The following is a 26,703-nucleotide window of genomic DNA, read 5'->3' on the forward strand; positions in this document are numbered from 1 at the left end:
ATTACCTCTTTACCATATTCTATGTTTTTTAAGTGCAAATACATTCAATACACCAAAAACCACTGTAAATCCAAGCAACACCAATAAATCTGGCGCCACATCATAAATTGAAGCTCCACACGTCATTACATCTCTAAGTGCTTCACCAGCATATGTTAATGGCATACATTTCGATAAAATCTGTAGTGCCTCCTCCATACCTCTTATAGGGAATATTCCAGCAAAAAACGCCTGTGGAACTATTACAATCGGTATAAATTGAATTATTTGAAGTTCATTATTGGCAAATGCCGATATGAACATTCCAAAACTAAGAGCACATAGTGCAATTACTATACTAATCACTAAAATTAAACCGATATTGCCTACATTGTATATTTCTAATACCCATATGCTATACGATGATATTATAGCTGATTGCAAAATAGTGAATACACCAAATCCTATTAAATATCCTAAAACTACTTCGTATCTTCTTATCGGTGTAGCCAATAATCTCTCTAGAGTCCCTGTTGTACGCTCTCGTAAAAAACTAACTCCAGAGATTAAAAATACAAAGAAGAATATAAAAAATCCTATAAGTAAAGGCCCCAAGTAATCAAGTGTATTCATATCATCCGATCCATAATAACTATCAATTTTAAGTTCTAAAGAGTTCATATTAGTAGGTACATTTTTCTTTATAGCGCTTTGAATATCTTTTACCACCTGCGAACTAATAGAGCTATCTGATCCATTAAGTAAAATATTTATCTTTGAACTTTCTTTTGATATATACGCATCTAGATCTTTTTCTTTAAATTTTTCTTCAGCTTCCCTTTTTGTCATAACATATATATTTTTATCACTTTCCATAAAAGAAAGTATCTCTGCTATCTGCTTATTTTCTACGCCAATATTTACACCAGCTTCATTATCTGTGAATACAAAGTTCATAAGAGTCAGTATAAGTATTGGAGCAAATATCAACAGGGCAAGTGTACGTTTATCTCTAAAGAACTGTCTTATAATCCTCGTTACAATTGCATTAATTCTCATATACATCTCCCCCTAACTTCAAGAATACGTCCTCTAAAGTACTACATCCTTGTTCCTTTATTAATTCTCTTGGAGATCCAACAGATATACACCTACCACCTCTGATCATGGCAAGTGTATCGCATTTTTGAGCCTCATCCATAACATGTGTTGTCATTAGGATTGTAACTCCTGATTCCTTTAGGCTTCTCAATTCATCCCATATTTGCTGTCTAAGGAGTGGGTCCATTCCGACTGTAGGTTCATCTAAAACAAGGAGTTTCGGTCTATGTAAAAGTGCTATTGCTAAAGATAGCCTTCTCTTCATTCCACCAGAATAATTTGCCACTACTTTTTTGCCATCATCATTCAAATTGACAACCTTTAATGATTCATATATTCTCCCTTTCCACTGTTTTTTTGGAATTTTATACAATTGACAGTAGAACTTCATATTTTCCTCAGCTGTCAAATCTGTATACAGCGCATCAGCCTGTGCTGTATAGCCTATATCTTCTATAATCTCTACATTTGGAACCTTTTTATCCATTATATATATTTCTCCATCATTAGCCGATTCCATCCCCATTATAAGTCTAATTAGAGTTGTCTTTCCAGCTCCAGATGGACCTAACAATCCGAATATTTCTCCATTTTTCACTTCGAACGAGATATCTTTTAGTACTTTCTGCTTATTATATTGTTTAGATACCTCTTTAATTTGAATGCAGTTTTCATTTTCCATATCTTCATCCCCTTATAATACATTCTAAATGAGTATTCACTCATTTTATTTTTATTCTACCATGTATATATTTATAACACAATAACAAAATGAGTTATCACTCATTTTGTTATTGGAAGTTTTTATCTATAATATTTAATATTATTAGAGTATAAATATAAATTAAAACATATTAATATAATTTCCATAATATCCTATTGATAAAGGATTTTTTGGTATTACAAACTTTAAACCGCCTTCATTGACTGCATAAACTATTTTTTTGCTTACTATTTGTATTTTGATAAAATAAATGATAATATTATAATATAATAATTTAATAGGTGATGGCGTTCGCCTTTTAAATATCATTAAATGATTGATGACGCCTACTTAAATATTGGGACTTTATGGTTCCTCTATTTAAGTAGGCGTTTTTTAATGTCTATTTTAAAATCAGGAGGTGAAATTTTTGAATTTAGTTTTCAAAGAATATATTAACAACGCAAAATCTATCACTTTTTACCTTATAAAATGGCTTATAGTCTCACTTGTTGTCGGTATAATAGTAGGTTCTTTATCTGCATTTTTCCTAGTTAGTCTTGATTTTGTCACAATCAAGCAAACCGATTATAGATGGTTATTATTTTTGCTACCTTTTGGAGGAGCATTTATCTCCTTCTTATATAAAAGATTTGGCAATAATGCCATTAAAGGCAATAATTTAATTATTGAACAGGCCAATGGAGAGGAAGAAAATATACCATTAAGACTTGTTCCTCTTACACTTTTTGGAACACTTGTTACTCATTTATTCGGTGGGTCAGCTGGTCGTGAAGGAACTGCTGTACAAATGGGTGGTGCCGTCGCTGAATTTACTGGTAAAATTTTTAAACTCAATAAATTCGACAGAAAAATAATAATTATATGCGGTATAAGCGCTGGATTTAGCTCTGTTTTTGGCACTCCATTAGCTGGAACTATCTTTGGTCTTGAAGTTTTGTCACTTGGACTTATTAAACATGACGCGCTAGTACCGAGTTTTCTCTCTGCTTTCTTTGCAAATATAGTAACTTTAAGCTACGGGGTTAACCATACGCACTATAGCATTGGCGTTATACCAGAATTAAATTCAATCTTAGTTATAAAATTGATAACAGCAGGTATTGCATTTGGTATAGTTGGCCTTGCTTTAAGCCGATCTATCATTATAATTAAAAAATTCTATATAAAATGGATGCCAGACCCCGTTATTAGATCATTTGTAGGTGGAATTGTCATAATATTGCTAGCTTTTTTAGTAGGAACAAGAGACTACTTGGGACTAAGCCTTCCTCTTCTTCAACAAGCTTTTGCTGGAACTTCAGAGGTATTCGCGTTTTTATGGAAACTTGTATTCACTGCTTTTACTCTAGGAGCTGGATTCCAGGGAGGTGAGGTTACCCCGCTATTTGAAATAGGTGCAACATTTGGTTCTACTCTATCTACAGTTTTAATGTTACCTACTGCATTTTTGGCTGCACTTGGATTTATAGGGGTTTTTACTGGAGCTACAAACACTCCAATAACTTGCTTCATTATGGGCGTTGAATTATTCGGATCTGAAGGTGCAGTATACATTTTCTTAATATGTGTAATAAGTTATTTATTCTCAGGCAACTCAGGAATTTATTCATCACAAATAATTTCAATAAAAAAAGGCACCTTTACCAACGATAATGGGCCTTGAAACCTTTAGATTTTATTTATGAAGACAAGGATATTAATCCTTGTCTTCAATTTTATCAAGTTTTTTATTGTATAAAAACATATAAAACGATGCAATAAATACTATTAAGTATCCAAGCAAACTGAGTGTATCTGGAAATTGATTGAAAAGCAAAATACTAAGTATCGCTGAGAATATTATGTTTGTATAATCGAATATAGATATCTCTTTGGCTGGTGCATATTTATATGCAAGAGTTATTCCAAATTGACCTAAACTAGCAAAAGCTCCTGCTAAAAGCAGATATACAAGTTGCAACCATGTCATAGACTTATATACAAGTATAAATGCTGGAAAAGTTGTCACGAGAGAAAATACTGAGAAGAAAAATACTATTGTATAGTACTCCTCTTTATCCCTCAAAACCCTAAGACATGTATACGCTGCACCTGCAAATAATGCCCCTAATATAGCTACTATGTACGGTACTAAATCTACTGAAAATGTTGGTTTTATAATAAATAAAGACCCTATAAATGCAACCACAAGAGATATTATCTGCTTAGCATTTATTTTTTCTTTTAAAAATAGTGCGCTTAGTATAATAACAAGAAACGGGCTTAATTTGTTGATCATATTTGCATCTGATAGCACCAACTTGTCAATTGCATAGAAGCTAAAAATAACTCCCAATGTCCCAAATAGCGATCTATATATAAGAAGCTTTCTATTCTCTTTTTTTCCAGTCATACTGCCCTTATGCTTCATAATTAGATAAAGCGCAACGGTTGCTGAAACCAAGTTTCTAAAAAATACTTTTTGGAAGTTTGGAAGATCACCTGCAAGCTTTACAAAAGCTGACATTAAAGCAAAACCCAAAGCTGAAGCTGTTATAAATATAATTCCTTTTACTCTATCTGATTTGATTATATCTAGCATAGCATTTCTTCACATCCTTTCTAAAATTTTAAATCATTTAGTATTATTATAGTATATTTTATTAATATCTATCAAAAATTTAATATATAAAAGTTTTAACTTACTATTTATACCCGATAAAAAATAAATTAATCATATCTTGAGAAAACATTATTGACAATTAGTATTTTTTAACTTATCCTCATATTAAGGACATGTTTAGGTTATGTCCTTAATATATAGGAAATCGTATTCTATAGGGGGAATAATCATTTCCCAAAATTAATAAAAAGTTTGGAGGAGAATATGGAAAATAGCAAAAAGTACTTCATCAATGCGTTTTTAACATGCGCAGTAATCGTTATCATTTGTGAATTTATAGGTCAAAGAAATGTAGGTATAGGTTCGTTTACTATGGCGTTATTCCCAATGTTGTATGCAGTTATAATTGGACTTATAATAACACCTGACCTTTTAGGTAAAAAAATACCTGTATTTAAAAAATTTATTAATGAAAAAGAAATCAATATCGCTGGGGAAGTCGTTGGTATTGCCCTAGTTATGCTAGGTATAAAATATGGGACTACAGTTGGACCAAATATACAAAATATTGTTCAAGCTGGTCCAGCATTTATAGCTCAAGAATTTGGGCATATACTTGCCCCAATTGTCGCACTTCCACTAGCTCTATTATTTGGTATGAAAAGAGAAGCTGTCGGAGCTACAGCAAGTATTAGCCGTGAGCCATCACTTGGCGTTATTTCTGAAAAATACGGAATAAATTCACCTGAGGGAAGCGGTGTACTTGGTACATATCTTATGGGTACAGTTTTGGGAACTATATATTTCAGCTTTTTAGGATCAGTCTCAATATACAGTGGACTTCATCCCTATGCTTTAGGTATGGCATGCGGTGTTGGTAGTGGTAGTATGATGACAGCCGCTTCTGCATCACTTTCTGCAATGGTTCCAAAAGGTATGGAACAAACTATACTTTCATATGCAGCGACAAGCAATATGATGTCCAGCATTACAGGAATAATATTTTTAGTATTTGTGTCTCTACCATTTACTAACTTCCTATACGATAAATTAGAGCCGGTTTTAGGAAGAAAGAAAAGAAAGAAAATAAACGTCGAGGAAGGTGAATAGCTATGTTTGGAAAAATAGATTTTAAAAGAAGCTCGTATCAACTACTTGTAATGACATGTGTAGGAGCGATTATACTTCTTGGACAAAGAATAAGTCTTGGTACACCTGTAATGAAAGCCCTACCTGGTATGATTATGGTTATCGCTGCTGCTATGGCCGCTATGATTTTAAAAGATCTGTTCCCTAAATCGATATTCCCTGCGTTTGGATTCGCTACTATATTAGGTCTATTACTTAGTATGCCGTACAGCCCTACTGCAGAGGTTTTTCTAGAAAATACAGACAATGTTAACTTCATGGCAATAACTACTCCACTACTTGCTTTTGCTGGTATATCAGTTGGAAATAAAATAGAACAGCTTAAAGAAATGTCATGGAAAATTGTTGTGATTTCGATGTTGGTATTTACAACAATTTTCTTCGCCTGTGCAACTATAGCACATGTAGTATTAAAACTTCAAGGAAGAATATAATTAATATTTTGGAGGAAATGTATTATGAATAAAGAACAAATAAAATCATTAATTATCAAAACTATTGATGATAATAAAGATAAAATAGCTGAAATTAGTCGTGGTATCTACGAAAATCCTGAGTTCGGATATAAAGAATTTAAAACTACTGAATCAGTATCTAAATTTTTAGAAGAAGAATTAAACTTAGATGTAGAAAAAAATATCGCTGTAACTGGCTGTAAAGCAACTGTAAACAGTGATAAAACTGGTCCACATATATCAATCCTAGGTGAATTAGATGGTATCTCATGTAAAGATCATAAAGATGCCAATGATATAGGTGCATCTCATACTTGTGGACATAACAACCAAATAGCGGGTATGCTTGGTGCCGCAGTCGGTCTTATCAAAAGTGGTGTACTCGACTCTTTAGCCGGTAAAATCACATTTATGGCTACTCCTGCCGAAGAATTCATTGAGTTAGAATACAGACAACAACTTAAAGATAATGGTGAAATAACTTATTTTGGTGGAAAACAAGAACTTGTTAAAAGGGGCCATTTTGATGATATAGATATGTCTATGATGTTCCACTCATCTGATTTAAACGGAGATCTTGCATTGGTTGGACCCGAAAGCAATGGATTTGTAGGTAAAAAGGTTCAATTTATAGGAAAAGAATCACATGCTGGTTCAGCTCCACATGAGGGAATAAATGCTCTTAATGCCGCAATGCTTGCTATAAACAACGTTAATGCACTTAGAGAAACTTTCCAAGAAAAGGAAAGGGTTAGATTCCACCCAATTATAACTAAAGGTGGAGATATCGTAAATGTAGTACCTGCTGATGTACATATGGAATCATATGTAAGAGCCAGAACTATAGACGGAATGAAAGATGCAAGTGAGAAAGTAAACAGAGCTTTAAAAGCTGGTGGATATGCTGTCGGTGCCGATGTTAAAATAACTGAAATACCAGGATATTTACCAATAATAAGATACCATGAATTCGATGATCTATTTAGAAACAATCTAATCGAATGCGGTATTCAAAGCGATAAAATTGTTGATGGCGGAGACTTCACAGGCTCATTTGACTTTGGCGATATATCTCATTTAATGCCTACTCTTCATCCAATGGTAGCAGGTGTCAAAGGCGCTCTACACACTAGAGATTATGAAATCATCGATGAGGAACTAGCATATATAGTTCCTGCAAAAGCAATGGCATTAACTGTTGTAGATCTATTATTTGACAATGCCAAAGTAGCCAATGAAATATTAGCAGACTTTACTCCTGCAATGTCAAAAGAAGAGTACTTAGAATTTTTATCTGAATACGATAAAACATTATAAAATAAATACGTATAAAAAAGTCTAAATTACATTTATATAATAATCTAAAAAGAGGATGCTCGGTGATTTTTTATCTTTGAGCATTCTCTTTGTAATACAGTAAATTATTAAAATAGTATTTCGATCAAGTGCCTTGGTCTTCCCACTCCATTGCTACTCTCTTTTGCATATATTTTGCCAAAATTAGCAGATACTATTTTATTTAATATACGTCTAGCGCTTCTTTCACTTATATCTAGATAATCGGCAAATTCTTTAGCATCGTAAACCTTACTCTGTCTAATTTTATTTATTGATATGATCTTTGATACAGATTCACTACTCAGACCTGTTTTTTCCGAAATCTCAATAACATTCTTATCAGTAGAGGCTATAGAATAATCTAATTGTTTTTTGGATTTTAACGGCCCTTTCAAATTTTCTTTTTCATCTATTAAAAATACATCTTTATTATTAGAGCTTTCACTGCGTTTAGCTGATTTATACGCATTAGTCTCCGCTTGGTACGCCGTAAACCCAATGCCTATTCCTGTACACAAAACAAATCCCATAGATTTTATACTATTTTTCAAATCCCATAACATATTGTAGTTATCTATATTTTCTGCAGCACCTTTATGTGCAAATACTACATATTCATCACGTCCAAATTTGAATATCGCTCCTTGTAACTCTTTGACATACTCTATTACTTTTTTATCTATCTCCGCCATCTTAATCATATCCGAATAGTACTTTTCTTTTTCTTCACCATATTCGATAAGCCTCAGCACCTCGACTGCTATTTGAGAATTTTTAGCCTTGTTCAACTTATATCTACTATTAATCTTTTCATAGCTAGCTTTAATTGCCGGAACCGTTGCTTGAAGTCTATAAACTGGGTAACCTAATTTTTTCAATTCATTATATACTCCGCCAAATCCTGTTAACATTAAATCTATTTTATTATTTTCATATAAATCAATATGCCACTTAACATACTTATCCTCATGTGTTTCACTTGAAAACGGCTTTGAATATACTCTCTCAATATCTATATTTAATTCAGTTAGAGTGTCGACTAACTCCTCTTTTTCTACAACATCTAGACTAAACTTATCGTATATAATATTATCGTTATTGACTTCCCACAAAGCTTTTGTAATGCTTGTCCCACCTCTTGAAACAAATGAATGCGGCTTCTTTAATTCATACTTTGCATTAATTGCCTCATATACTCCACAGCCAGTGAAAATAAACGCATCGCATTCTTTATCACATATCTCCATAACTTCAATAGCTTGATGTACTTTTTCTCTTATATATAAATTTATCTCTAATCCCAAATCTAAATTACTAAGGCATTCTTTTATTATCACACCTGAGTCTTCTGGACCGACAATTCCTAATTTCATATTAAGCCCTCCCTATCTTACCACATTATTATTATCACTTAATACAGCGTATATTACAACATATTGTATTAATAAAATCATTTTTATGAAGCAATAGGATAACCCCTTCAACTTTCTATTTTAGAAAATCAAGGGATTATTTAAATTTAATACTATATATTCTCTTTTTATGTCACATAAAATTTAAATATAACTTAACGTAAACTTGACAAATATATATTAAATTGCTATTTTATTAATAGTTATACAACTGACGGAAGTGGAATTGACCACATGAAGTATAGCAATTATTAGCCGACCGTCTGGGCAAAAGCCTAGATTGATTGGCTTTTTTTGTGTTTATAATTAATTCAAAAGGAGAATTTTTCAATGATAAGAAGTAGAGTTAAGAGAATGGTTATTATGGGAATTTTAATCGCGTTACAGATTGTATTATCGCGTTTTTTATCCATCAATACACCGATTGTTAGGATAGGATTCTCATTTTTACCAATTGCGATTGCAGGCATTATGTTTGGTCCTCTATATACTGGAGTTGGATCAGCTATTAGCGACATTTTAGGCGCAGTACTATTCGGATCAGCCCCATATTTTCCAGGATTCACACTGTCAGCATTTCTATCAGGATTAGTATATGGAATATTTTTATACAAAAAACCTAAAAAATTATGGAGGGTTTGTTGTGCTGTAGCAATTATAAATATTTTTATAAGTATACTACTTGGAACATATTGGTTTTATATGATAACTGGGAAAGGATATTTAGCCTTATTACCTAATAAGATAGTTCAAAACGTGGCAATGTTCCCAGTAAAAGTGATCACAATTTGGTTGATTGCATATAGAGTTGTAGATACTCAATCAGATAATACATTAATCTAGCAATATTCAAACTTTGGGTTCAGAAAGAACCCAAAGTTTGATAGAAATTGTAATTTTAAATTATTTATTTTCTTATATAGCTGTACTAAGATATTAATTTTAGGGCAATCACGCTAAGTAGTATAACGCATATAAATAATATTCTTAAAAATGATTTCGATTCTTTAAAATATATAATTCCTACTAAAGCACCACCAAAAGAACCTATACCGGTCCATATTGCATATGCAGTAGCCATTGGAAGGTAATTCATAACATAACTCAAAAGAGAAAAACTTGCAATAAAGAATAGAATAAGAAGAAAAATATTTTTTTTGCTTCTATTTTCTTTTAATTTTCCCATCATAGTAACTCCAAGCATTTCGAAGAGTCCAGATGTAACGAGTGCAAACCAATACATTATTCTTCAAGCTCCTTTCTTACACGCATATCTTCTTCAACCTTAAGGCCTATAACACCCATAAGTAGTGTAGCTGTGAACAATAGCTTTAAAGGAACTACTGTCTGACCAAATAAAATAATTTCAGATAATGTACTTCCAAATGTACCTAACCCCACAAAAACAGAGTAAGCTGTACCTACTGGAAGCTCTTTTGAAGCATTAATCAAAAAATAGAAACTTCCGAAAATAGCTATACCGGTTAATAAATACTCTAATATGCTCCCAGAGTATTTTAAACCTATAACCCACAAAATTTCAAATACTGCACCTATAATAATTTTCCCCCACGGATTTATCTTCATATTAATACCCCCTCTAAATTTGCAAAATAAAAAAGCCTAGGGATTATAAAATAACTCCCAGGCTTTTATCCTTCCGTGTACAAACTATCGTTTGCGATCTCTCTCGGACCAGCTTTGCAAAGCAAACGGAACCCTAGAAATCTTTAAGTCATTGTAATATATCACAAAATCTTAAAGTGGTCAATAACTTTGAAATTTTTTACAATACTTAATAATGCTTCGATATAAATCATCGTTTATGATTGTTAATTTTTTATCTATTTAGTTCCAGAATCTTTTAAAACATAGTTATCTACTTGCTTTCGTAATTTTAGTATAATTTTTATTAAAAATGCTAAATATACAATATATTTATTGATAAAAAATAGACAATATTTTGCGGCTTAAATTGCTTAAATTCCCTTGTTTTTTGTACTATTTTGTGTAAAATATATACTTAAGATGCAAATTTATTTTTTAAGTATGTCAATTAAATATTTGGGTGGTGAAAAAATTTGCAAAAGAAAAGAGTGTTAATAATCGGTAGCGGTATTGCTGGATCTATGGCTGCAAACCTACTTCAACGTAACTTTATCGTTACTATTTTAACAAAGAAAACTATAACTGATTCAAATTCCATGTTGGCTCAAGGTGGTATAGCCGTAGCTTTAGATAAAAACGATTCTTCAAGAGATCATTATGAAGACTCTTTATCTGCTGGTTGTTTTTACAACGATTCCCAAGCCCTTAAGCAGCTTGTAACAAAAGGACCTAAAGTGCTGCAAAATCTTATAGATTCAGGTATGGATTTTGATAAATGTTCAGATGGTGCTTTTTCATACGGACTTGAGGGAGCTCACAAAAGACCTCGTATACTTCATATTGGCGGTGATAAAACAGGGAATAAAATGACATCTTTTTTGCACTGTAATTTACGAAATGTGGAGATAAAAGAAAACACAGCAGTTGTAGAGATACTCTCTAAAGACAATACCTGCTTTGGCGTTAAAATACTCAATTCTAAAAATGAAATTGAATTACTTTATTCTGATTACGTGATTTTAGCTACTGGCGGAATTGGTCAAATGTACCCTCTTACCTCTAATTCTAAAACAATAACTGGTGATGGAATAGCTATAGCATATCGTGCTGGATGTGAGTTGAAAGATATGGAGTTTGTCCAATTTCATCCAACACTACTTTCAATTGATCATAGTTGTTACGGACTAATTTCTGAAGCTGTTCGTGGTGAAGGAGCAACTCTTGTAAGAGAAGATGGCAGCAGAGTCATGAAAGGAAAACATGAATTTGAGGATCTAGCGCCTAGAGATGTGGTCAGTAGAGAAATATCATCGGAAATCCATAGTGGTGAAAAGGTTTTCTTAGATATTTCTGGTATACCTAATTTTAAAGAAAGATTCCCTGCTATCACTGAAAATCTAAAGAAACATAATATTCCATTTGAAGAAACTAAGCGGATACCTGTTCATCCTGGAGCTCATTTCTTTATGGGTGGAATCAAAACCGATTTAAATGGAGAAACTTCAATAAAGAATTTATTTGCTATCGGAGAAACGGCATGTACAGGTGTACATGGTGCAAATCGCCTAGCTAGTAATTCACTGTTGGAGGCTATTGTTTTTGCAGAAGCGACATCAAAAACAATTCTGGATAGAATTAATGATATTGATACAATTAATCCTTATTGTCACCAGAAAATCAATTCAAGTAAAGCATATAATTGTAGAAATGGAGCTTCTACTGAAAAAAGTGTTAATTTGCCCAATATAATTGAGCTACAACAAAGATCTTGGGAAAATATAGGTATTACTCGCTCTGAAGAAAATATAGCCTCTTTTTTAGATTGGTTATCCAATTACGACTTTTTATCTCCAATAAGTGATAAATATTTAAACAAAGAAAATTTCGAATGCCAAAACCTTTGTTTAATCGCACAGCTTATTGCTAAAGCTGCACTCAAGAGAAAAGAAAGTATAGGTGCTCACTACATTACGAAAGGAATTTAAACAACAATGAATTTACTTTTAGCAAAGGAAAAAATTAATGAATTCTTATTAGAAGACATTGGCAGTGGTGATTTATCTACCAACTCAATTTTTGATAAAAACGATAAAGATGATGGTATTTTTATTGCAAAGCAAGATGGTATTGTAAGTGGAATCGATATTCCGAATATTGTTTATGAGATCCTAGGAGGACAAGCTTCTTTTACACCCCATAAGTTTGATGGTGAAACTGTTAAAGCAGGTGAAACTATAGGTGTAGCATCTGGTTCAGTGCAATCTCTATTGACTGGTGAACGTGTTATATTAAATTTAATGCAACGAATGAGCGGTATTTCGACTGTTACAGCTCAAGCAGTTAAAACTTTAGACGACCCAAATATTAGGATATGCGATACACGTAAAACGGCTCCAGGTCTTAGAATGTTTGATAAATACTCAGTTCGAATGGGTGGCGGATATAACCACAGAGTTGGACTTTACGATGGCGTTATGTTAAAGGACAATCATATTGCTTACGCAGGCGGTATTCAACAAGCGGTAGAAAAAGTCAGAGATAAAATAGGGCATATGGTGAAAATTGAAGTCGAAGTAGAAAGATTAGATCAAGTTAAACAAGCAGTTAATTCAGCAGTAGATGTAATCATGTTTGACAATAGAACTCCAGAAGAGGTAAAAGAATTTGCTAAATATGTCCCAGCACATATAACTACCGAAATATCGGGAGGAATTACTCTTCAGAATATAAATTCATATAAGGGAACTAATGCTGATTATATATCGCTTGGATTTTTAACCCACTCAATCAAAGCGTTAGACATTAGTTTTAATAATATAAAAGGAGATAAGATATGGAGACCGTAAAACTATCAACAGAAAATACCTTACCAACATATTATTTAGAAGCTTCAAAGGAAGAGCTAGAACAGAGAATATCAAAAGCTAAAGAAACTCTTGGAGATCGTTTATTATTGTTATCTCACCATTATCAAAAAGATGAAGTAGTAAAATTTGCAGATGAAACTGGAGACTCACTTCAGTTAGCACAATCTGCTGCTAAAAATAAAAAAGCTGAGTATATTATTTTCTGCGGTGTTCATTTTATGGCTGAGACAGCAGATATGTTGACTGAAGACTTCCAAAAAGTTATTCTACCAGATTTAGATGCAGGATGTACGATGGCAGACATGGTAGATGAAGCTGATCTAGAGTTAGCATGGAATAAATTAACTGAAGTCTTTGGTGATATTCTACCTTTAACATATATTAATTCAACTGCTGCAGTAAAAGCTTTTGTAGGAGATCATGGTGGTGCTACTGTAACATCTGGCAATGCAGAAAATATTATTACATGGGCATTAAATCAAGGTAAAAAAGTTTTCTTCATGCCTGATCAACACTTAGGTCGTAATGTTGCCAATAGTTTAGGTATTTCTCTAGATGATATGGCCACTTGGGATTTTATATCTGAAGAACTACAATATGATGGCAAAATAGAAAATTGCAAAGTAATACTATGGGATGGATTCTGCGCTGTTCATCAACAATTTACTCCTGATCATGTTAAAAATATGAGGGAAAATCATCCTGATATAAATATTATTGTTCACTCTGAGTGTTCACATGATGTGGTTAAACTTTCAGATTCCCATGGCTCAACAAACAATATATTAAATGCTGTAGAAAATGCAGCCCCTGGTACTAGCTGGGCAATAGGAACGGACAACAACCTAGTTGGGCGTATGATCGAGAAATACCCTGATAAAAATGTATATTCTCTCAATCCTATATCATGTCCATGTGCTACTATGAATAGAATTGAACTTCCCCACCTAGCTTGGGCAATAGATAATATATTAAACAACAATGTAAAAAATCAAATTATTGTAGAAGATAAAATTAAAGTTTCAGCATTAAAAGCTTTAGATCAAATGTTATCACTCAGTTAAATGTTAGGGTTGACTCAAAACACATTAAATTCATTGATTTCGCTACTACAAATATAACAGATACTATTAAATTTATTCTAAGATTTACTCAATTTAAATGTCGCTTATATCAATGGTTCAATGTGTTTTGATAGGTCAATCACCATTTTTTTATACTTTATAATCGGAAATAGTTTTTCTAATATTTTCGGATTCCATAATTGTGGACATTACTGCAAAATCATCACTGTATCTTAATACTTCCGATACATTTGATGGTAGAATTCCACCCAAAGCTACTATTTTGATATCTGTAAGCTTTCTTGAGTCTTTTAACAGATTTAATCCCTTTGCTTCTAGACCTATTTTACAATTTGTTTCGTATATATGAGATAGCGTTATATAGTTCACTTTAATTCCTGTCTTATTTACAATATCATTTAATTTTCTAACTTCATCAACACTATGAAGAGATAGCCCCAATATTTTACTGCGTTTAAAATGATACTCTCTTTCTATTAGATCCGAGAATAGACTAAATGGCAGGTGAATTCCATCGAAATCCAGCTTTTCATATAAGCTTGTATTGCTGTTTATAATAAAGTTAGCCTTCACTTCTTTGCATTTGAAGAATAATTTATCAAAGATATCTCTTATTTCTAAACATAGATTCTCTAAGTCTTTATCAGATAAATCTTTCTCTCTTATAATAATATTCTCTACTCCACAATTTACAGCTTCTTTTATAACCTCAAAATACCTTTCCCTACTGCAAAGATGTCTATTTGTTATTAAATACATCAAAATCTCTCCCAATCTTTAAATACATATTGGTAACCTATAGATTTTAACATATTATCTACATCGCTAATTTTACAATCTTCTTCAATCTCAAATTGAGCTGTATCGTGCTCATCCTGTGAATGTCCTCCAACATCGGTAGTAACGCTTGCACTTAGTTTTGTTACTCCTAAAGGCATCAAATGTTTTCTAAACTCTAAATTTTCTCTTGTTGATACGTTAAGTGCTGAGTGTGGATCAAATAATCTCATACACGTCATGACTTGATATAAATTTACATCACTTACTTCTACTATACCTTCAAAAGAACCTTTAAACGGCTTTATTCTCGGTGCTGAATACGCCAACTCTAAATGTGGGTAGTTAGTCTTTAAATATTCACCATGGAGCATTGTGAAAAACGCATCTTTTCTAAATTCACTTAATCCTAAAAGTGCTCCAACAGATAGACTCCTCATTCCAGCTATAGCACCTCTTTCAGGTGCATCGAGTCTAAACTTAAAATCAGCCTTGGGACCATTTAAATGTACTTCTTTGTACACATCTTCGTTATATGTTTCTTGATAAACAGTTAAGCTATCTGCACCCTTATAAACAAGATGCTTATAACCATCTACTTCCATCGGATATACCTCTATACCTATCGAAGGAAACTTTTTAGATAAAAGAGCTACTGCATCGCCAATATACTCTATACTTGAATGGTATTCGCTTTCACCGGTCAAAACTAAGATATGCTTAAATCCTTCCTGCGAAATGGATTTCCCTTCTCTTTCGATCTCTTCCATATTCAATTTTTTTCTCTTTATACCGCTTTTTATATTGTATCCACAGTATACACACTCATTAATGCAATAATTCGCTATGTACATAGGAGTGTACAAACATACAGTTTTACCCATATACTGCATAGCCAACTTATTAGCCTTTTGTGCCATAGGCTCTAGATGTTTTCTAGCCCTTGGTGATAGCAAATTTAGTAAATCAAGGTTATCTAACTTATCTTTATCCAAACTTCTGAGTATATCCGAATCTGAAACCTTGTCAAAGTAGTCGCTAAATTCAAAATCTCTATACTTATCTATAACTTCATAAAAACTCAAACTGTTCACCCTTCCTAATTTTCATACAGTCAGAAATTATTACTTCTATGCTTCAGATAAAAATCCAGTTAACGGAGATGACGCACTGGCAAGCTCCGAAACAGCTCCGGTTTTTGCAATATACGCATCTCTTCCACCCTCCACAGCATATTTAAATGCCTTAGCCATTCTAACTGGATTGCTGGCAGATGCGATTGCAGTGTTAACCAAAACCGCATCCGCTCCCATCTCCATAGCTTCCATTGCTTGAGATGGTTTTCCAATTCCTGCATCGACTATTATTGGAATATTCAATTCTGAAATCATAATTTTAATCATTTCCTTCATTTGGAGTCCTCTATTTGAACCGATTGGAGCGCCAAGTGGCATAACAGCAGCTGCCCCTGCTTCTATCAAATTTCTTCCTGCGTATAAATCAGGTGACATATAAGGTAACACTACAAAACCTTCATCTGCTAGAATTCTTGTAGCCTTTATAGTCTCTTCATTATCTGGAAGTAGGTATCTAGTATCTGATATAACTTCTATTTTTATGAAATCTCCGCAACCCATTTTTCGTGATATTCTAGCTATCCTGACCGCCTCATTGGCATTAGTTGCCCCAGATGTGTTGGGAAGTATTTTTATATCTTTTGGTATGTATGTAAGTATGTTTTCTTTTTCATTATCTAGATCAACTCTTCTTAAAGCCATAGTTATAATTTCACTGCCACTCGCTTCTATAACTTCCGGAATTATTTCATTCGATCCATACTTACCGGTTCCAACTAAAAGTCTACTGCTAAATTCATAACCGCCTAAAACTAATTTATCCATTGCATTTCCTCCTATAGAAATTATTTGTATATTTCTTCAACTATAATTTGTACAGCTAAATTTGCCATGTGATTTGCACATATAGCTACCCTTGGAGCCATTAGCCCTTCACCAAATTTAGCTTCATTTACATAATCTCCGCATATATAAAACCTATCCCTTATCTTTTTTGTCGTTATTATATTAGAGTCATAATATCCTGCCATTCCAGAGGATGCTATAAGGTATTTTTCACTTATTTGAGTAAGTACATAGTTGCATATCACAGCTTTACACTTGGAATCATCAAAAGCTTCAATTATTATATCTACATCGTTGAAAAATCCACTTCTTCTCTTTGTATCAAGAAATTCTTTATCCACAAATATATTTAACGTTTCAATTCCTATAAAAGGATTTATTTTATTAATATTTTCCTTCATTGCTGTTGTTTTGTTCTTACCGATATCGTCTATAAAATACTGTTGTCTATTCAAATTGGACGGTTCAACTACATCGTAATCTACTAATACTAATTCTCCTACCCCTATTCTAGAAAGAGAGATAGCTATATTTGATCCCAGACCTCCTAATCCAAGTATAACGACTTTACTCTGCTTCAGCTTCCTGTGTACATTGGGCGTATGTCTTGCAATCATCAAACTTTCAAGCTCTTCATCAGATGGAATTACACCTCTCTGGATAAGAGTAACCCTATCATTATCTCTTAATTTCGTATCTTCCTTTATTGGAAACCCATTTATCACTAACACATCACTGTTTTCATTGAAAATATCTCTTACACCATATGCAGTTATACCGTCGTCAACTGTCTTTATGTTTTCATTTATGTAAATATCCATTTTATCCACCCCCAACAAAACTGATTATTTCTACGATATCTTCTTCGTCCGCAATATAGCTATAAAGCTCTTCTTCTAAGATATCGAAGTTTATCTCGACAACTACTGTGTTTTTATTCAATTTATAGCTTTCCAATATGTCTAAAATAGTTGTACCCTCTTTGAACTCTACATCTTTTCCATTTACCTTCACGAAATCACCTCCTATCTTAAAATTATTTATATATTAAAATTTAGCTACATAGTTAGTTTTCTCTATATAATTTTCTCTATATTAAGCTAAATTCTTCATCATTCAATATCTTTTTGACTGTTCTCATTGAGCACATCTTTCCACACATTGTACAACTATCTTCGTGAGTTGGTTTTGATTCTTCTCTGTATCTAGTTGCCTTTTCAGGATCAATTGCTAGTTTAAACATCTCAGACCAGTCTAAATCAGCCCTTGCTTTACTCATTTTGTTATCCCACTCTCTGGCACCTTTTACGTTTTTAGCTATATCACCAGCATGTGCTGCTATCTTTGTAGCTATAATTCCTTCCTTCATATCCTCTAGATTAGGCAATCTAAGATGTTCAGCGGGAGTTACGTAGCATAAGAAATCAACACCTTTTGCACTTGCAACGGCACCGCCTATAGCACTAGTTATATGATCGTATCCAGGGGCGATATCAGTTACTAAAGGTCCTAATACATAGAATGGAGCTTCGTGACACAATCTTTTCTCTAAGACTACATTTGCCTCAATCTCGTCTATAGACATATGTCCCGGTCCTTCTATCATAACTTGTACATTTCTCTCCCAAGCTCTTTTAGTAAGTTCACCTAGGTTCACTAGCTCTTGTACTTGTACTGTGTCAGTAGAGTCAGCAATAGATCCAGGTCTACAGGCATCACCTAAGCTAAGAGTTACATCGTGCTTCTCACAAATATCAAGTATTTTATCAAAATTAGTGTATATAGGATTTTCCTTATCATTCAATTCCATCCATGCAAATAATAAAGATCCACCTCTCGAAACTATATGAGTAAGTCTCTGATGATTTCTAATTTTTTTGCATACATCTCTAGTTAAACCAGCATGTATAGTTATAAAATCAACCCCATCTATAGCATGTTGCTCGATGACACTTAAAAATTCCTCTTCTGTAATATCTTTTAGTTCTTTATCTAAATATCCAATTGCATCGTACATTGGCACCGATCCAATCATAGCAGGTGACATATCCACTACTTTTTCTCTAAACTCCCTAGTCTTACCGTAATTGCTAAGGTCCATAATAGCCTCTGCCTTCATGTCAATTGCTGTTCTAACTTTTTCAAGCTCTACTTCAACATCCTTGCAATCTCTAGATATACCAAGATTTACATTTATCTTAGTTCTCAGATTTTTACCCACACCTTCTGCACTTAAAGATTTATGGTTTTTGTTTGCTGGTATAACTATTTGCCCCTTCGCCATAAGCTCCATAAGTTCTCTTACATCCATCTGCTCTTTCTTAGATACTTCTTTCATCTCTTTAGTAACTATTCCTTTTCTTGCTGCATCCATTTGTGTAGTGTAATTCATATTATTTCCTCCAAATTTTATATTTTAAAAACAAAAAAGTGCTTATCCTTGTTCAGGAAAGCACTTATACACTCAAATTAATTTGGATAAATCTAAAAACACTCAATATAAATAGTCCTAGAGTTTGAGAAAAATCCGTATCATAAAAGTCTTATGAGCTTCCCTTCGCAAGCATTATCTTGATCAGGTTCTTAGGGTTTGTAAGTTACGGCTTTATCTCTCAGCTATCCAATCATAGCGCCCCTAGCTATTCGTCTAAATCATATATGATTTTTTATAGGTTAAGTTTATCACAGTAAAATCATTAATTCAACATAATAATTTTTTAGTAGTGTTTATTTGTTTTGTTCTTTCAATAAATTTCTTATTTCTTTTAAATACTCTTCTGTATGATTTACCTCAGGTCTGACATCCTCTACAACCTCTTTTTTCTTCATAAGTGAAGTCGAAACCTTAATAAATATAAATATTGAAAATGCTATAATTAAAAAGTCTATAACAGATTGAATAAATATTCCGTATTTAATAGCAGAATCACCCACTATTATAGATAAATTTGTGAAGTCTAAACCGCCAAGTAACACTCCAATCAGCGGCATTATAATATTATCGACAAGCGACGATACTATCTTTCCAAAAGCACCTCCAATAACAACCCCGACTGCAAGGTCTACTACATTTCCCTTTAGTGCAAATTCTTTAAATTCTCGCATCATTTGTTTCATTTTATTCCTCCAACAAAAAATTGTATAAGTAATGTTATAATAACTTTGTTCATAATATTATAACATAATAATATCTTTATTTTTTTACCCTAAACTGAACCCAATAATCCTATTTATAATTTCAAATCGAGAAAATAAAAAACCACACCCCAAACCTTGATTCAATAAAGTAAGTAATTATTGAACTGCTCTACACAAATTTAGATGTGCAAGTTCTTTTAAATTCTGTAAATTAGAATTTAATCAATCAAAATTTTGGGTGAAGCTTTTTACATAATTCATTTATACTATGTGTTTAATTGTCTCTTCACCTACATTAATGAACTTTTCCGCAATTTTCAAGAATTTAGGCTTTCTATCCTCGTATATACATGTATATTTATATCCAATATAATTTAAAATCTCATAAACCTTATCAAAATCACGACATATATCTTCTGATCTATGCGCATCTGAACCTATTGTTATTAGCTCCCCTCCAAGTTCTTTATATCTTTTTAAAACTTCAATACTAGGATGTGTCGAATCTACCTTATACCTGTAACCTGATGTGTTTATCTCTATACCTTTTCCCGCTGACAATATTTCTTTTAATACTTCATCTAATATATTTTTGTAGTCGTCGTAAACATATTTACTTTTTCTGTATTGTCCATATCTTCTTACATAATCTAAATGACCATAAATATCAAAGTTGTTATATTCTCTTACAGTGCTTACAATGCTCTCGTAGTACTTTGTATACGATTCTAATTGAGTCAAATTTTCAAAGTACTCATCTCTACTGACATGTTTATTGTCTATTGTGTGTGTTGAACACAAGACATAATCAAATGGATAAGAGTTTATAATAACGTCAATTTCCTCTTTAACAACTCTTTGGTATCCAACTTCAACTCCTGTAAATAAATTAATTTTATTTTTATATTTTTCTTTGCACTCTATTATTTTGTTTATATAGTTGTTGAAATCCAGGCTAAATTTATCCTTATTGTATTCTAAATGATCTGTCAAAGTTAAATATTTTACTCCAAGGTCTATCGCTCTTTCTATCATTTTATAGATATGATCTCTCCCATCATTTGAAAAACGTGTATGAACATGACTATCTGCTTTATTCATATATACTCCCCTCTCCTAAATACTATCTTAATTTTATTTTATTTGATATTTGTTAAAGCTATATAAAAACAAAGTTAATCCGCAGTTAATAGTGTTAAACTAATTTATCTATTCCAACAAATATTCCTGTTATATTAAAGACTTAACACTATTTTATTAAACTTTATAGTTTAATTATCTATTTATACTTTTTATTAGTAAATACACATAGTATTAATTCTAAGCAAAATTTACCCCACATTGTTTCGGTACAATGCTTATAAAGTCCCAAATTAAACCAATTTTATTGAATTAAAAAAGCCTTTATACTAATATTTAATCAATTGATTGCAATCACATTTACTATAAAATTAAATTTTGGAGGTAATTATGAGTAATAGATATGAAATAGACAAAAACGTGGCTCAAATGTTTAAAGGTGGGGTAATAATGGATGTAACAAATGTTGAAGAAGCTTTAATTGCTCAAAATGCAGGAGCTTGCGCTGTAATGGCACTCGAAAGAGTACCTTCAGATATAAGAAAAGATGGCGGCGTTGCTAGAATGTCTGATCCAAGCATGATACAAAAAATTCAAGAAGCTGTAAGTATACCTGTTATGGCAAAAGTTAGAATAGGGCATTTCGTCGAAGCTCAAATTCTTGAAGCCTTAGAAATAGATTTTATAGATGAAAGTGAAGTATTGACTCCAGCTGATAAAACATATCATGTAAATAAAAATGATTTTAAAGTACCATTTGTTTGTGGTGCTAGAAATCTCGGTGAAGCTCTTAGGAGAATTGGTGAAGGTGCTTCTATGATAAGAACTAAAGGAGAAGCTGGAACTGGCGATGTAGTTGAAGCAGTAACACATATGAAAACTATGACTGCAGATATTAAAAAAATAACCTCACTTGAAGAAGATGAGCTTATGAATTCTGCAAAAGAACTGGGAGCCCCTTATGAATTAATTAGATATGTAAATAAAAATAAAAAGTTACCGGTCGTAAATTTTGCCGCTGGTGGAATAGCAACTCCCGCAGATGCTGCTCTTATGATGCAGCTTGGTTGTGACGGTGTATTTGTTGGATCGGGTATATTTAAGTCTGACAATCCACAGAAAAGAGCAGAAGCTATAGTCAAGGCTGTTATAAACTATAATAATTCAAAGTTTCTGGCAGAGATATCAAAAGATCTTGGCGGTGCGATGAGCGGAATTTCAGTATCATCTCTTCAAGAAGAAGAAAAATTAGCTGTTAGAGGCTGGTAATTCATTGAAAATTTATTTGATTTTTACTTCTCTATAATATATTATTTTATATACATTAATATATAAATAGTGTGGAAATATTTATCTAGGAGATGTAATTATGGATTTAAATATTATTATAGAGAACTTTGTAAACAGCTATGGAGTAGTAAGTATATTTATCTTAGTATTTCTTGAGTACGCTAACTTCCCTATTCCAAGTGAAATAATACTACCAATGGTAGGGGTTGTAGGTAAAAAATACAATATAGATATATTTTCACTTATTTTATTATCGACTTTAGCAGGACTAATTGGTTCATTATTAAACTATTGGATAGGCTATTATTTTGGAGAAAAAGTTGTTAAATATGTAGTAAACAAATTTCCAAAGACTAAGAAATCAATTTCAGCTTCAAACAATTTTATGAGGAGATACAGTAAAATATCGGTTCTATTAACAAGATTCGTCCCTTTAGCGAGAACAGCTATATCTCTTGTCGCTGGTGTGGCAAGGATGAATTTAGCAGAATTCGTAATATTTTCAACTATAGGTATATTTATATGGAACTGTCTATTAATAACTGGTGGAACTTTTATAAGTGAACTATTTAGCCTACAATATCTCACAATAGAAGTATTGTTGGCATTAATATTAGCAATAGTTATTATATGGCTTATAAAAAAACTGTGTGATAACTACCGCAATAAATAGAACTTAAAAATTCACAATGAAAGTACTTTAAATTTAAAGTTTATTATAATATAACTTATAATGCTAGAATAATCTGTGTTTTTGTATTATAATTTTATTAGTTATTAAATAGGAGGTATTGTGTATATGGAAATCAAAAGATATGAAGGAACTGGAAGAATGAGTAGAGCTGTTGTACACAACAACACAGTTTACCTATGTGGACAAACTCATGCTGAAGGAGATGTGAAAGAACAAACTGAAGAAGTTTTAAAGAAAGTTGAAGATCTATTAAATAAATACGGTTCTGATAAAAATCATATATTATCAGCTAATATATATTTGAGAGATATGAAAGATTTCGCAGACATGAACTCAGTTTGGGATGCGTGGATAGAAGACGGAAACGAACCTGCAAGAGCTTGTGTTGAAGCTAGAATGGCTAGAGAAAGCTTATTAGTTGAAATAACTATAGTTGCTGCAGTTAAATAGTTACCTAGATAAGCCTTGAAGTAGAACTTAATGAAAATATAAATATAAAGTATTTTTATAGTGAGCATCTAATGATGTTCACTATTTTTTTATTATAAACTTAAAATTTATAATATTAATGAAGAAGGATTTATTTGGCGTATCTCATAACTAATTTAAAAAAATTATTAAGCCATATTTTATTGAATAAAAAAGCCATCTATAAAATAGATGGCTTTTAGGGCTAGCGTATACTTGCAATTAATGCAAGCTCCCACTGATATTCAGTATATCTCACTTTAGGTTAAATGTAAATATAATTATTATTATATTTAATTTTACTTATACAACAAATTAAGCATGTTTTAAATATATAAGACTTTATTATTATAAATTCCTATAACCCGCTTAAAATAGCATCCGGAATAACAAACTCGACAGCTCCCATATATCCTGGTGCAACTTCATATTCATCAAATGATATCACTAACTGATTCTTATCATTTATATAAAAATCTTGATTCTTATCAATCTTGTCAAAACTATCCATCTCATTATCGCTTAGATCAATAAAATATACTTTGTTGCTATCTTTTTTCATTTGAGATTTCATCTGCTCTTTTATATTTTTACTTATAACCTCAATATACTTATCATTTTTGAATAGCATAGGAAGTGTTAATACAATCTTTTTATTTTTGTCTATATTATAATGTTTTTTTGTTGTATATGAAGAAGCCTGAATTTCCAATCTTTCTCTTTCTATAGATAATCTATCTTTCGTTTCGCTCTTTATAATATAATCTGTATTTACATATTTATAAGCTCCTTGATCTAAGTTTATCTCTTTTGATAGATCATCATATAATGCCTTCCCTTCACTAATAAAACTTTTATTTATTCTTTTTTCTAAATCTTTATCATCTAATCCCTCTATTGCTGGCACCTTTATATTTGCTTCACTATTGCCTTCTTTTATTTTATATTCTTTAACTATAACGAGCTTTACTAGTTGTGATAATACAGGTACTTTCGATATAGTTTCTGCAAATATTGGGCTTACATTTATTAATACAACTATAGTTAAGACAGATGCTAATGCTACGCTAAATCTTCTTTTAAATTTTGGGGACTTTTTTCCTTTTACCCTACTACTTTTTATTTGATCTTCAATGATCGAATATAAGTTTTCTGGTATTGGAGTGCTCATATACTCGTTTTTTAGTTCATTTAACCTCTTATCACTCATACTAACTTCTCCTTTCACTTTCTATATTTACTCTTAATTTTTTCAAACCATGATATAGTCGCGTCTTAACTGTATTAACATTTTCATCCAATATCTTTGCAATCTCTTCTATCTTTAAATCTTCAAAGAATCTGAGTACTATTATAATTCGATATTTTTCTGGGAGGTCATCCAGATTCTTTTTTAGATCTAAATTAGTATAATCTTCGTAGCATTCAATTTTTTCCAATTGCTCTACTTCCAAAAAATTACTGTATTTCTTATTTTTTCTCAAGTAATCAATGCTACAGTTTACAACTATTCTATAAAACCACGTTTTTATAAATTTAATTTCCTTTAATTTTTCTACAGAGTTTAATGCTTTATATATAGAATCTTGTATAATATCGAGGGCATCTTGCTCATTTCTCACATAGCTGTATGCTACTCTATAAAAATTTTCACGATTTTCTATTATAAACTCTTCTACTTTCTTTCTTTTTAGAGTTTTAAACACTTTTTTAACCTCTCTTCCATAAATCTTAGTACATTTTATAACACTTATTTATTAGACGCCAAATTTGCATGTAAAAGTTTTAAAAAAACATATATTTTCTATTGGCAAGCTTTTTTAAAACTTTTTTTATAAATTTATATCGCTATATAGCTATTGTTCAGCGTGTTTTTTTATTATTTACATATCTTTACAGTAAAAAAAGGCTATCTTATATGTTAGTATAAATGCACAGGGTACCCCTACACTAAAGGTTACAATTTAGTAACAAATTTAGAATCTTCAAATTAAGAGGTGTTTTATATGAAAAAGAATATACCAATGAAATTAAAAACTTTATTAGCTTTAGGAGTAGTAACTGTAGCAACAGCTTCTAGCGCTGTTCCTGCAAGTGCTTTATCTCTTCAAAACTGTACAAATTTAAACAGCAAAACTGTAAGTTGTAGCAATGCTAAGTATAAATTTGCAGCAAAACCAAATTGCTCTTCTAAACCAGAGCTTAATGCAAGCAACGATAATTCAGGCTCTACTAACAAACCAGACAATAATAATTGCAACAATAACTCTGGTTCTAGCAATGAGACTAATAACAATGACAATAACGGTTCTACTAATGAAACTGATAACAATAATAACGGATCTGGCTCTACTAATGAGACTGAAAACAACAATGATAATAACGGTTCTGGCTCTACTGGTGAAACAGGTGAAAGCAACAATAATGGATCAGGTTCTACTAATGAAACTGAAGAAAACAACAGTAACAATAATGAATCTCAAGCTGGAAACTTCTCAGCTCAACAAAAAGAAGTTGTTGAATTAGTAAATGTTGAAAGAAGTAAAGCAGGTTTAAGTCCTCTTACTCTTGATGCAGAAATATCAAGTGTAGCTACAAAAAAATCTCAAGATATGATAGACAACAACTACTTTGATCATACTTCTCCAACTTACGGTTCTCCGTTCGATATGTTGAAAAAGTTTGGAATAAGCTATAAAACTGCTGGTGAAAACATAGCAATGGGTCAAAAAAGCCCTAAAGAAGTTGTAAATGCTTGGATGAATTCTGAAGGACATAGAAAAAACATATTAAATGCTAATTTTTCTAAAATAGGAATTGGTGTTGCACAAAAAGGAAATGGTGCAATTTACTGGACACAAATGTTTGTCGGATAATATAAATAAGTTCTGGTACATATTTAAATGGGGTCGTCTCAAAGTTAATTTTCAAATTAACTTTGAGGTTACCCTATTTTTATATCTTTTCATATATTTTCTATTATTCTACTATACTATAAAATGGCTTTCTAT

General features: G+C 31.9%; 28 protein-coding genes and 4 riboswitches. Of the genes, 12 read left to right on the plus strand and 16 right to left on the minus strand.

Annotation, left to right across the window (positions count from 1 at the left end):
• Nucleotides 1-9: 9 nt before the first annotated feature.
• Entirely contained in the window at nt 10-1,038 is a 1,029-nt protein-coding gene (locus J2Z43_RS10145) for an ABC transporter permease (protein WP_209457095.1), read from the minus strand.
• Nucleotides 1,028-1,762 (minus strand): ABC transporter ATP-binding protein, encoded by a 735-nt coding sequence (locus tag J2Z43_RS10150; protein ID WP_209457096.1) that lies wholly within the window; start codon nt 1,760-1,762, stop codon nt 1,028-1,030. Before J2Z43_RS10150 ends, J2Z43_RS10145 begins: the two co-directional genes overlap by 11 nt.
• Nucleotides 1,763-2,075: 313 nt before the next feature.
• Nucleotides 2,076-2,140, plus strand: a riboswitch (Fluoride riboswitch).
• A gap of 73 nt (nt 2,141-2,213) precedes the next feature.
• On the opposite strand from J2Z43_RS10150, the gene J2Z43_RS10155 reads away from it, so the two are divergent.
• Complete coding sequence (locus tag J2Z43_RS10155) at nt 2,214-3,470, plus strand: voltage-gated chloride channel family protein (protein WP_234926352.1); 1,257 nt, start codon at nt 2,214-2,216, stop codon at nt 3,468-3,470.
• A gap of 33 nt (nt 3,471-3,503) precedes the next feature.
• Here J2Z43_RS10155 and J2Z43_RS10160 read toward each other — a convergent pair whose 3' ends face one another.
• Nucleotides 3,504-4,388 (minus strand): DMT family transporter, encoded by an 885-nt coding sequence (locus tag J2Z43_RS10160; protein WP_209457097.1) that lies wholly within the window; start codon nt 4,386-4,388, stop codon nt 3,504-3,506.
• 285 nt (nt 4,389-4,673) lie between these two features.
• Between J2Z43_RS10160 and J2Z43_RS10165 the strand changes: the two genes are divergently transcribed.
• Genes J2Z43_RS10165 through J2Z43_RS10175 form a run of 3 tightly spaced genes read left to right on the plus strand, consistent with a single transcriptional unit; the run spans nt 4,674 to nt 7,330 of the window.
• Nucleotides 4,674-5,519 (plus strand): DUF3100 domain-containing protein, encoded by an 846-nt coding sequence (locus tag J2Z43_RS10165; RefSeq protein WP_209457098.1) that lies wholly within the window; start codon nt 4,674-4,676, stop codon nt 5,517-5,519.
• Between the two features lie 2 nt (nt 5,520-5,521).
• Nucleotides 5,522-5,992, plus strand: coding sequence for a hypothetical protein (locus J2Z43_RS10170; protein WP_209457099.1), 471 nt, complete (start codon nt 5,522-5,524; stop codon nt 5,990-5,992).
• A 24-nt stretch (nt 5,993-6,016) separates the two neighbouring features.
• On the plus strand, nt 6,017-7,330 hold the full coding sequence (locus tag J2Z43_RS10175) for an amidohydrolase (protein ID WP_209457100.1): 1,314 nt from the start codon (nt 6,017-6,019) through the stop codon (nt 7,328-7,330).
• A 107-nt stretch (nt 7,331-7,437) separates the two neighbouring features.
• Here J2Z43_RS10175 and J2Z43_RS10180 read toward each other — a convergent pair whose 3' ends face one another.
• Complete coding sequence (locus J2Z43_RS10180) at nt 7,438-8,724, minus strand: transcriptional regulator (protein ID WP_209457101.1); 1,287 nt, start codon at nt 8,722-8,724, stop codon at nt 7,438-7,440.
• A 236-nt stretch (nt 8,725-8,960) separates the two neighbouring features.
• Nucleotides 8,961-9,039: riboswitch (ZMP/ZTP riboswitch) on the plus strand.
• Nucleotides 9,040-9,093: 54 nt separating this feature from the next.
• Between J2Z43_RS10180 and J2Z43_RS10185 the strand changes: the two genes are divergently transcribed.
• Entirely contained in the window at nt 9,094-9,606 is a 513-nt protein-coding gene (locus tag J2Z43_RS10185; RefSeq protein ID WP_209457102.1) for a folate family ECF transporter S component, read from the plus strand.
• An 85-nt stretch (nt 9,607-9,691) separates the two neighbouring features.
• On the opposite strand, the gene J2Z43_RS10190 is transcribed toward J2Z43_RS10185, so the two are convergent.
• The gene (locus J2Z43_RS10190; RefSeq protein WP_234926353.1) at nt 9,692-10,006 is read right to left on the minus strand and encodes a DMT family transporter; all 315 of its coding nucleotides are present in this window, start codon (nt 10,004-10,006) and stop codon (nt 9,692-9,694) included.
• Nucleotides 10,006-10,350, minus strand: coding sequence for a DMT family transporter (locus J2Z43_RS10195; protein WP_209457103.1), 345 nt, complete (start codon nt 10,348-10,350; stop codon nt 10,006-10,008). Before J2Z43_RS10195 ends, J2Z43_RS10190 begins: the two co-directional genes overlap by 1 nt.
• A gap of 52 nt (nt 10,351-10,402) precedes the next feature.
• A riboswitch (guanidine-I (ykkC/yxkD leader) is annotated at nt 10,403-10,498 on the minus strand.
• 346 nt (nt 10,499-10,844) lie between these two features.
• Between J2Z43_RS10195 and nadB the strand changes: the two genes are divergently transcribed.
• Genes nadB through nadA form a run of 3 tightly spaced genes read left to right on the plus strand, consistent with a single transcriptional unit; the run spans nt 10,845 to nt 14,302 of the window.
• Nucleotides 10,845-12,356 (plus strand): L-aspartate oxidase, encoded by a 1,512-nt coding sequence (gene nadB, locus J2Z43_RS10200; protein WP_209457104.1) that lies wholly within the window; start codon nt 10,845-10,847, stop codon nt 12,354-12,356.
• Nucleotides 12,357-12,362: 6 nt separating this feature from the next.
• On the plus strand, nt 12,363-13,217 hold the full coding sequence (gene nadC, locus J2Z43_RS10205; protein ID WP_209457105.1) for a carboxylating nicotinate-nucleotide diphosphorylase: 855 nt from the start codon (nt 12,363-12,365) through the stop codon (nt 13,215-13,217).
• Nucleotides 13,205-14,302 carry a quinolinate synthase NadA gene (gene nadA / locus J2Z43_RS10210; protein ID WP_209457106.1) on the plus strand — a complete coding sequence of 366 codons (1,098 nt, stop codon included), beginning with the start codon at nt 13,205-13,207 and terminating at the stop codon, nt 14,300-14,302. The genes nadC and nadA overlap by 13 nt, the downstream gene beginning before the upstream one ends.
• Nucleotides 14,303-14,452: 150 nt before the next feature.
• Here nadA and J2Z43_RS10215 read toward each other — a convergent pair whose 3' ends face one another.
• The 8 genes from J2Z43_RS10215 to J2Z43_RS10250 all read right to left on the minus strand — a co-directional run bounded on the left by J2Z43_RS10215 (nt 14,453) and on the right by J2Z43_RS10250 (nt 21,261).
• Nucleotides 14,453-15,082: a thiamine phosphate synthase gene (locus J2Z43_RS10215; RefSeq protein ID WP_209457107.1), complete on the minus strand. Its 630-nt coding sequence runs from the start codon at nt 15,080-15,082 to the stop codon at nt 14,453-14,455.
• Nucleotides 15,082-16,185: a 2-iminoacetate synthase ThiH gene (gene thiH / locus J2Z43_RS10220; RefSeq protein WP_209457108.1), complete on the minus strand. Its 1,104-nt coding sequence runs from the start codon at nt 16,183-16,185 to the stop codon at nt 15,082-15,084. The genes J2Z43_RS10215 and thiH overlap by 1 nt, the downstream gene beginning before the upstream one ends.
• 45 nt (nt 16,186-16,230) lie before the next feature.
• The gene (locus J2Z43_RS10225) at nt 16,231-17,001 is read right to left on the minus strand and encodes a thiazole synthase (RefSeq protein WP_209457109.1); all 771 of its coding nucleotides are present in this window, start codon (nt 16,999-17,001) and stop codon (nt 16,231-16,233) included.
• Between the two features lie 20 nt (nt 17,002-17,021).
• Nucleotides 17,022-17,843, minus strand: coding sequence for a sulfur carrier protein ThiS adenylyltransferase ThiF (thiF, locus tag J2Z43_RS10230; protein WP_209457110.1), 822 nt, complete (start codon nt 17,841-17,843; stop codon nt 17,022-17,024).
• Between the two features lies 1 nt (nt 17,844).
• On the minus strand, nt 17,845-18,036 hold the full coding sequence (thiS, locus tag J2Z43_RS10235) for a sulfur carrier protein ThiS (protein WP_209457111.1): 192 nt from the start codon (nt 18,034-18,036) through the stop codon (nt 17,845-17,847).
• 76 nt (nt 18,037-18,112) lie between these two features.
• Nucleotides 18,113-19,414, minus strand: coding sequence for a phosphomethylpyrimidine synthase ThiC (gene thiC, locus J2Z43_RS10240; protein WP_209457112.1), 1,302 nt, complete (start codon nt 19,412-19,414; stop codon nt 18,113-18,115).
• Nucleotides 19,415-19,557: 143 nt separating this feature from the next.
• Nucleotides 19,558-19,669, minus strand: a riboswitch (TPP riboswitch).
• A gap of 80 nt (nt 19,670-19,749) precedes the next feature.
• A complete protein-coding gene (gene mscL / locus J2Z43_RS10245) occupies nt 19,750-20,139 on the minus strand; it encodes a large conductance mechanosensitive channel protein MscL (protein ID WP_327786958.1) in 390 nt (129 codons plus the stop codon).
• A 282-nt stretch (nt 20,140-20,421) separates the two neighbouring features.
• The gene (locus J2Z43_RS10250) at nt 20,422-21,261 is read right to left on the minus strand and encodes a histidinol-phosphatase HisJ family protein (protein ID WP_209457113.1); all 840 of its coding nucleotides are present in this window, start codon (nt 21,259-21,261) and stop codon (nt 20,422-20,424) included.
• A 369-nt stretch (nt 21,262-21,630) separates the two neighbouring features.
• On the opposite strand from J2Z43_RS10250, the gene pdxS reads away from it, so the two are divergent.
• The 3 genes from pdxS to J2Z43_RS10265 all read left to right on the plus strand — a co-directional run bounded on the left by pdxS (nt 21,631) and on the right by J2Z43_RS10265 (nt 23,674).
• Nucleotides 21,631-22,509: a pyridoxal 5'-phosphate synthase lyase subunit PdxS gene (pdxS, locus tag J2Z43_RS10255; RefSeq protein ID WP_209457114.1), complete on the plus strand. Its 879-nt coding sequence runs from the start codon at nt 21,631-21,633 to the stop codon at nt 22,507-22,509.
• A 100-nt stretch (nt 22,510-22,609) separates the two neighbouring features.
• A complete protein-coding gene (locus tag J2Z43_RS10260; RefSeq protein ID WP_209457115.1) occupies nt 22,610-23,203 on the plus strand; it encodes a DedA family protein in 594 nt (197 codons plus the stop codon).
• Nucleotides 23,204-23,329: 126 nt separating this feature from the next.
• A complete protein-coding gene (locus J2Z43_RS10265) occupies nt 23,330-23,674 on the plus strand; it encodes a RidA family protein (RefSeq protein ID WP_209457116.1) in 345 nt (114 codons plus the stop codon).
• A gap of 376 nt (nt 23,675-24,050) precedes the next feature.
• Here the strand turns inward: J2Z43_RS10265 and J2Z43_RS10270 are convergent, their stop codons facing one another.
• Entirely contained in the window at nt 24,051-24,902 is an 852-nt protein-coding gene (locus J2Z43_RS10270) for an RsiV family protein (RefSeq protein WP_209457117.1), read from the minus strand.
• 1 nt (nt 24,903) lies between these two features.
• Nucleotides 24,904-25,398 carry a sigma-70 family RNA polymerase sigma factor gene (locus tag J2Z43_RS10275; RefSeq protein ID WP_209457118.1) on the minus strand — a complete coding sequence of 165 codons (495 nt, stop codon included), beginning with the start codon at nt 25,396-25,398 and terminating at the stop codon, nt 24,904-24,906.
• 300 nt (nt 25,399-25,698) lie between these two features.
• Between J2Z43_RS10275 and J2Z43_RS10280 the strand changes: the two genes are divergently transcribed.
• Complete coding sequence (locus J2Z43_RS10280; protein ID WP_209457119.1) at nt 25,699-26,568, plus strand: CAP domain-containing protein; 870 nt, start codon at nt 25,699-25,701, stop codon at nt 26,566-26,568.
• Nucleotides 26,569-26,703 lie beyond the last annotated feature (135 nt).

Source organism: Metaclostridioides mangenotii, from assembly GCF_017873185.1.
Taxonomy (GTDB): domain Bacteria; phylum Bacillota; class Clostridia; order Peptostreptococcales; family Peptostreptococcaceae; genus Metaclostridioides; species Metaclostridioides mangenotii.